Source organism: Candidatus Regiella insecticola LSR1 (genome assembly GCF_000143625.1).
GTDB lineage: Bacteria > Pseudomonadota > Gammaproteobacteria > Enterobacterales > Enterobacteriaceae > Regiella > Regiella insecticola.
Map to the genome: position 1 here is coordinate 1 of NZ_GL379627.1, position 7,163 is coordinate 7,163.

7 protein-coding genes and 5 pseudogenes are annotated in these 7,163 nt (G+C 39.8%); 5 read left to right on the plus strand and 7 right to left on the minus strand.

Translation table 11 applies throughout. The features are described 5' to 3' along the window. Positions 1-41: 41 nt before the first annotated feature. Positions 42-269 (minus strand): annotated as a pseudogene (locus REG_RS13800) (aminoglycoside phosphotransferase family protein); the annotation flags it as partial. Positions 270-357: 88 nt separating this feature from the next. On the opposite strand from REG_RS13800, the pseudogene REG_RS08305 reads away from it, so the two are divergent. Beyond that, positions 358-700: pseudogene (locus REG_RS08305) on the plus strand (Tn3 family transposase); the annotation flags it as partial. Between the two features lie 273 nt (positions 701-973). Here REG_RS08305 and REG_RS08310 read toward each other — a convergent pair. Together REG_RS08310 and REG_RS08315 are read right to left on the minus strand one after the other, a co-directional pair. Then, a complete protein-coding gene (locus REG_RS08310; protein WP_218015679.1) occupies positions 974-1,372 on the minus strand; it encodes a DUF6398 domain-containing protein in 399 nt (132 codons plus the stop codon). 109 nt (positions 1,373-1,481) lie between these two features. Then, positions 1,482-3,434, minus strand: a complete 1,953-nt coding sequence (locus REG_RS08315) for an exoribonuclease II (RefSeq protein WP_039908187.1) — start codon at positions 3,432-3,434, stop codon at positions 1,482-1,484. Between the two features lie 345 nt (positions 3,435-3,779). On the opposite strand from REG_RS08315, the gene REG_RS08320 reads away from it, so the two are divergent. Then, the gene (locus REG_RS08320; protein ID WP_260200251.1) at positions 3,780-4,253 is read left to right on the plus strand and encodes a sugar transferase; all 474 of its coding nucleotides are present in this window, start codon (positions 3,780-3,782) and stop codon (positions 4,251-4,253) included. A 78-nt stretch (positions 4,254-4,331) separates the two neighbouring features. Here the strand turns inward: REG_RS08320 and nth are convergent, their stop codons facing one another. The 4 genes and pseudogenes from nth to REG_RS08335 form a co-directional block, all read right to left on the minus strand. Beyond that, positions 4,332-4,967 (minus strand): endonuclease III, encoded by a 636-nt coding sequence (nth, locus tag REG_RS08325; protein WP_006705232.1) that lies wholly within the window; start codon positions 4,965-4,967, stop codon positions 4,332-4,334. A 90-nt stretch (positions 4,968-5,057) separates the two neighbouring features. After that, positions 5,058-5,351, minus strand: a pseudogene (locus REG_RS08330) (Rnf-Nqr domain containing protein); the annotation flags it as partial. Then, positions 5,348-5,521: pseudogene (locus tag REG_RS11420) on the minus strand (FMN-binding protein); the annotation flags it as partial. The pseudogenes REG_RS11420 and REG_RS08330, both read right to left, overlap by 4 nt. Before the next feature lie 162 nt (positions 5,522-5,683). Continuing rightward, positions 5,684-5,851 (minus strand): annotated as a pseudogene (locus REG_RS08335) (RnfABCDGE type electron transport complex subunit D); the annotation flags it as partial. 127 nt (positions 5,852-5,978) lie between these two features. Between REG_RS08335 and REG_RS08340 the strand changes: the two are divergent. The 3 genes from REG_RS08340 (at position 5,979) to REG_RS14700 (ending at position 7,145) form a co-directional block, all read left to right on the plus strand. After that, positions 5,979-6,200, plus strand: a complete 222-nt coding sequence (locus REG_RS08340; RefSeq protein ID WP_039908181.1) for a hypothetical protein — start codon at positions 5,979-5,981, stop codon at positions 6,198-6,200. A gap of 309 nt (positions 6,201-6,509) precedes the next feature. Then, a complete protein-coding gene (locus REG_RS10860) occupies positions 6,510-6,908 on the plus strand; it encodes a hypothetical protein (RefSeq protein ID WP_006705235.1) in 399 nt (132 codons plus the stop codon). An 18-nt stretch (positions 6,909-6,926) separates the two neighbouring features. Further along, complete coding sequence (locus REG_RS14700) at positions 6,927-7,145, plus strand: OmpA family protein (protein WP_407078953.1); 219 nt, start codon at positions 6,927-6,929, stop codon at positions 7,143-7,145. Positions 7,146-7,163 lie beyond the last annotated feature (18 nt).

Sequence of the window (7,163 nt, forward strand, 5' to 3'; positions counted from 1 at the left end):
GGGCTTAGCGTACTTTAATTTCCCTTTCGTCAAACGACCCCTTATAAGCGTAAGGCTTCAAGTCCAATTTTTGCAATTGCCAGTGCAGTATCTGGATTTTCTCCGTCTTCTATATGCCAAGTAGCAGACAATGCTGCCCAAGATAAAATCCAAGCAAGAAGACGATGTTGGTTAAGATGAGCCATTTTTGTAATAACTATCACTTGTTTCATCAGTCGTCCAGGTGACGTTGCAATATTAGTGTCAGGATTGCAGAAAATATTGGCGAAATCAAACCCGCGTTATCCTAAAAAACCTTTTGGATCAATAGCAAGCCAACCCTGTGAGCCAGAATCCAAAATATTTCTATGATGCAGATTGGCTGAACTGGTCAACTTCCAGCACCGGCTGCCATTCGCCGCCCATTGGGGAGAGGGGAAAACCTCATCATCCGATGGGCAAAACTTCAAGGTGGGGGCGTGGCGGTGGCGGACAAACTGGCCAAGTCAATTTACGTTACGGGACTGATCCTGGGATTAACTTTTACACGCATATTTCAGATCAATACGCCCCCTATCACATCAAAGCCATCACCTCGACGATACGAGATGCAACCCATGAGCTTGATGGTTTGCTGTATCACGAATCAGAGCTACGCATTGAGGAGCACTATACCGATACCAACGGTTTTACCGATCACATAGTTGCACTAGACGAACTAGATGAAAAGGAAGCCGCAACCTAAACCAAAAGTATAATATTTAACATAATATACATTATGCGCACCCAGATACATTAGGTGTTATCCTGTTGTTTGTCTGGGTAATATACGTAGGAGAAAATTATGTTAGCTATCATCATGATAATACTTTTTAAGCGATGACTTTATCTGCAGGGATATAGGGAATAATGCCAGCGTAATACGCCTGTTCCTGTATTTCATAGGGTGCCTTTCGAGCATCCATAATATAACCGTTCACCCTAATCATCCAAATCACAGGGTGATTATCCATACGATGGGCAAAATCCATCGTAGATCTAATTGCGTCATTTTAAACATGTCACGAATGGATTTGCTTTTTGCGCTTATTATCCCTTGCGATAGCCCAAACGATTCTGCAAGTGCTTTGGATGAGAAATGCGGGGTCTGGCTTTTATCAAATAAAAAATTAACCATTCCCAAAGCGTGTATGATCCCCGCTGCCCACGTATTATTACGCCCAGACAATAAAGGTGAGGGTCTTTTTCTAGCCAGCTTAGCTGCTAATTCTTGAGCTAAATCATAGTATTCATTATTAAGGTGCTCGGTGCATATTTTCTCTATAAGAGAGATTATTTCTGCAAATTGATTTTGAGTGATCTCGGGGATTTTTGGTGTTTTTCTATTGGACACTTTCTAGTTCCTACTTACCTCTTGAGGGAGCGGTATTTATTGCACAATTAAAGAATAGGCTAAGAGCTTGCTATTAGCCCTAAATTAAAGGCAATGTCAATTTTTAACTTTAGTGCCCTTCTTTTTTCGATGGACGAGCAATTATATTGCGATTTTCTATGCGAACATCAACAAGTTGTATCTCGATTTCATCTCCCTGACAGTAAACAGTTTCTCCTTTGATCTGAACGCTCCCTATTTCCTGACTACAAACCAGCTCATCACGTACTGCATGGAGAAATAACGCTGGAATAAAGGCCACTGCTCCATTTTCTAACAGACGAACACGCAAACCACCCCGGTTTACATCAATAATTTCTGCTGAATAACATTTATCAGTACCCGCCAATGGCTGAAGATAACGTGCATATAACCAATTTCCTACATCACGTTCAGCCATTCTATTCAAACGCCGACGTTCTACCAATTGAACAGTAATTTCATTTGCTGGTTTTTCTACCGACTGCTCTTCTCCCCTAATAATGGCTTTCAGCAAGCGATGATTAACCATATCACCATATTTACGAATAGGTGAAGTCCAGGTTGCATAAACCTCCAAACCTAACCCAAAATGTGGAGCAGGTTGAGTACTGATCTCTGCAAAAGTTTGAAAACGCCGGATGCGACCATCAAGAAACTGATTCGATAATCCGTCTAGCTGACGCCGTAATTGACAAAATCCTTCTAAAGTCAATAATTCTGTTGGATTAGTGTCAATGTTATGAGTTTTAAGCATATCAGACGCTTGCTTAACGAGTACAGGATCAAAACCTAAATGGACATTGTAGATACCAAAACCAAGCTTATCTCGTAAGGTAATCGCGGCACAAATATTAGCGGCTATCATACATTCTTCCACAATACGATTAGCAATACGGCGTTGTTCTACAATAATATCCAATACCTCACCTTGTTCACTTAGCAAAAACCGATAATCAGAACGGTCTTTAAACACCAAAGCATTTTGTTCGCGCCATTTATTACGAGCATTACAGACACGATGCAACAAAAGTATCTGTTCTGCAATCGAACTATTTTGTGGCTGCCAGCTACCTTTATTTTCTAACCAGTCAGAAACTTCGTCATAAACTAATTTGGCTTTTGATTTCACCCAAGCCAGTGAAAATTCAGTATCACCACTCAATGCCCCGTCAGCGGCTATAGTCATACTGCAGATTAATACTGGGCGCCGCTCATCAGGATGTAAAGAACATAAATTATCGGATAAATCCCGAGGTAACATAGGGATATTGAAACCAGGTAAATAATTGGTAAATGCACGTTGGCGGGCAATTTCGTCCAGTGGACTATTTTCTTCTATATAAGTGGTGGGATCAGCAATAGCAACCATCAGCAATAGAGTGCCATCAGCTTTTTCTTTTACGTAGAGCGCATCATCCATATCTTCGGTGCTGGCACTATCAATAGTAAAGAAATCAAGATCGGTTAAATCTTTCCTCTCCAATTCAGCGATGGACGGCGCGATTTCTGGCATATCAGGTGGATCGCGTTCTAAATTATGTCGAGAAATTGTTACCCACCAGGGAGCAAAGCTATCATTACCATCAGTAATAAACGCGGTAATCTCAGCACTAAAAGAACGATTATCCTTTAATGGATGCTGCCGCATTTCGGCAACCACCCAATCACCGTTTTCCAATTCACGAGTTAATTTATGATTTTTGCTGCATGGAATAGCATCTTTAAGCAACGGATGATCAGGGGCAATAAATATATGTCGTTCTTTCTTTTGAATTCGACCAACAAAACGCGATAAAAATGGCTCTACTAAACTTTCGGGTTCAGCAATTTCCCGATTTTTATCCATGTGCAAAGTAACCTGTACACGGTCACCATGCATAACTTTTTTCATCTGTAGGGGGGGAATAAAGTAACTTTTTTGTCCATCAACCTCAAGAAAACCAAATCCTTTATCCGTAGCCTTTACTACACCTTCAATCCGAGGAATTTGAGTATGTAACTGTTTTTTAAGCTGCGCCAGCAGCGGGTTATCTTGAAACATAATTTCCATTAAATATTATTAAATTAGAGAATCTGCCGCCGATAGTTGTACGCGAATCAATGGCACAATGGCATCGAGCAAGTATCATATCGATTTGAGATGATATTTTTTATCCTGAGCCACTTGTGACTCTCATGTTTTGTTCTGGCTTAGTGCAGGCTGATTTCAAAACAATTACTGAAAAATCTCGTTTCACTTTAGAATAGAATCGACCGCTAGAATACGTTAGTATACTGATAAAAAACAAGACGAGATCATGTTGAAAAGAATTTTTGATTTTATACTAGGAATTATTGCCTCTGTTTTCTTGTTCTACCCATTATTATTATCGCCGTACTTGTCCGTATTACATCTCCAGGCCCTTCTCTTTATTGGTCACCCCGTATCGGGCGCAACAATGTCTTTTTTAGTATGCCAAAATTCCGTACTATGCAGACTGGGACACCTAACGTTGCAACCTATCTATTATCTGATCCTCAGACTCATTTAACACCAATTGGATCATTCCTACGCCAAACAAGCCTAGATGAATTGCCGCAGCTCTGGAGCATAATAAAAGGAGACATGAGTTTTGTTGGCCCTCGCCCTGTTTTGTCTAATGAACAGAATTTAATTAATCTACGTAACGAAAAAAAAATTTATAGATTGATGCCAGGGCTGACAGGATGGGCACAAATAAATGGACGTGATGAGCTCACAGATACCGAAAAAGCAGCATTAGATTTTGAATATATGCAACGTCAGAGTTTTTGGTTTGATATCCGAATTTTGTGGATAACACTGGTGAAAGTGCTGCGAGGTGATGGGATCTCTCATTAACTGATGATGCTCATAAATACGGTAATAGATTATTAGAAATATTTTATAATGCTCAATATACAGTCACATCTATACTAATCACGAGTAAATTTTATCTTTAAATTCACACAAATCTTCAATAAGGCAACTGGCACAATGCGGTTTTCTGGCCATACAGCTATAACGCCCATGTAAAATTAACCAATGATGACAATTTGGTTTGAACTCTGTCGGTACAACTTTTAATAATTTTTGTTCCACCTGATCAACGTTTTTGCCGGGAGCAAAACCGGTACGATTACATACGCGGAAAATATGCGTATCAACGGCAATCGTTGGCCAACCAAAAGCAGTATTTAGCACTACATTTGCTGTTTTTCGCCCTACCCCTGCTAACGCCTCCAATGCCTCTCTATCCTCTGGTACCTTGCCCTGATGTTTATCCAGCAATAGACGACAAGTTTTAATAATATTTTCGGCCTTATTATTAAAAAGACCTATTGTTTTGATGTGATCTTTTATGGCATCTACCCCCATTGCGAGTAGGCGTTCGGGCGTATTAGCGACGGCATAAAGCTTAGCCGTTACTTTATTAACACTCACATCAGTGGCTTGTGCTGAAAGTAGCACCGCAATTAGTAATTCAAAGGGCGTGCTATAAATGAGCTCTGTTGTTGGATGAGGATTGCGTTCCTGAAAACGAGTGAGGATCGCCACACGTTTTTGTTTATTCATAACAGTCTCTCGCTGATTTTGTCGGATACTACAGTGCTCCTTCCTCGATTTACTTTACTTATTTTTTTTATCAATTAAATATTTACCCGCCAATGATTGATACATGTTAAAGGTATAAGCATTAATTAACATTTGTACTGTACTGACCACCGACGCAATAATCATCACATAAATAGGGATACGGATTTCACTGGGGATCCAACGCCTTAAAGCTGACACCACGATATTAGTGCAAAATAAGACTAAGGCTGTCGCCAGCCCCAGACCCAATGCATGGGTCGCCGTAGAGGATACCGCGAGTAAAGGACATAATCCCAACAACTGTGTCAATGCCGAATTATTCGTCCACAATCCCTGCATCAACAGATTTTTTACTTCACTCATTCGTTATCTCCACAAGATGGCAAAGTAGCCAGTTGATCAGGAATATTTTGCAGATAAAGCACAGTATTCTTTATCGCACGTACTACGGCTCGCGGCGTAATGGTTGCACCGGTAAATTGATCGAATAAACCGCCGTCTTTTTTTACAGACCAGCGATTGTCTTGCTCACCCTCCCAGGGCGGGATTCCACTTTAATAAGATCAATATTTAAGCATTTCGCAGGCGAAATTTTCTCATATGTTTAATTAATATACACAAATTGTGTTTTTTATAATCTAAAATTGATTAATTAATGAGTTGTATCCCGCCCTGCTCACCCTCCACCCGTTGGCCACTAAAATCAAGCTTCCGTAACCAAAAAAATAAGTCAACGCCAAAAGACCAGGCATACAAGCAAAAACAACCATTAGCATGATATGACGGGTATTTTTTTGCTGATGGAGAAAAGGTGAGCTGGCTATCTGCAACCCTTTAGTGATTATTTTTTTTGCAGTAATCATCGCAATATCGTTTTTTTATTCATGGTAAATACACTAATGTCTGTATTTTTATAGGATTAAATAGCCAATTTTTTATTCTGCACTACAGTCAATAGGTTATTACATAAACAATTGTCAGAGGTTTTTCATGCCAAAAGACATTTTTCAAACCGCACTTAGGCTACAGAAAAAATTTAATCTTAATCATCTCGCCGAACAATGGGATGAAAATAGTGATTGTATCCATAAGGCATTCAGCCAAGCAACCGCATTAGTCATCAAAACCTTGTCAAATCATTTAGAAAAGACCCCTGATATTGAAGATAATGTCACTGATCTAGCGGCTAATACGCAAAAAATAGCCGAATGATGCAAACGGGTAAAAATTTATTATCGTTACTATTCTCTACGAATTTAGAAAATGTATACGTTACATTAACGAAGAATACAGGATTGAAAGCGGTCAACGCAGCTCCTTTAATGAGCCTTGCTGCCAGCAGTGTATTAGCAGCTTTTGAGAAGCAAAGTCAGCAAACCAATTTATCCCTGGCGAGTATTATTGCACAGCAAGATAATAGCTATTTTTCACATCTTCCTGAAGAAGCAGCAAAGACCAATTTTACGCAGGAAAGCACTTCAATAGAGCCACCTCCTGCGCAAAATTTTAATAAAAAAATCCATGAATTCCAGTTGGTGGTGGTTATTACCACTTTGCATTTTGCTGGTCAGTGTCTATTGGTATCTAACACGCCCTACGCTTCCTGTAGATGAACGTATAGCGCGATTATCGTTTGATAGCAGTCAACATGCACAAAAAACAACATCAACGGATAAAACACAGCAAACACTGGGAGAAGAACTTTTACAAGGGGTGATCAGGCAAACCTTACCGGGGGGAAATGTGTTAACTTTGCCAGAAACGAGCACTGAGGCGAAGTTGCTGGCTTTTATTAAGGATCCGGCACAAACACCAGATAAAGCTGTTTGGTTTGATTTAAATCATTTAACCGCTAATAACGAATTAAACATAGCAGGCCAGATTCAACTCAATAATATCGCCATTATCCTAGCTGCTTAACCCAATATTAAGCTTAAAATAAGAGAATATTCTGATAACACAGCGGATCCTGAAAATAATAAAATAGCGTCAAAAACGAGCGCACAAGACGTAATTAACGCCCTGATCAACAGAGGTATTTCACAAAATAGATTAACAGCCGAAGGCTACGATGAAACCCAACCTATTACCAGTGATGATACTCTGGAAGAAGGTATTCAAAACCGACGGGTAGCGCTGAGTGTGACTGAGAAATAATTATTGTGGTTTTAAATT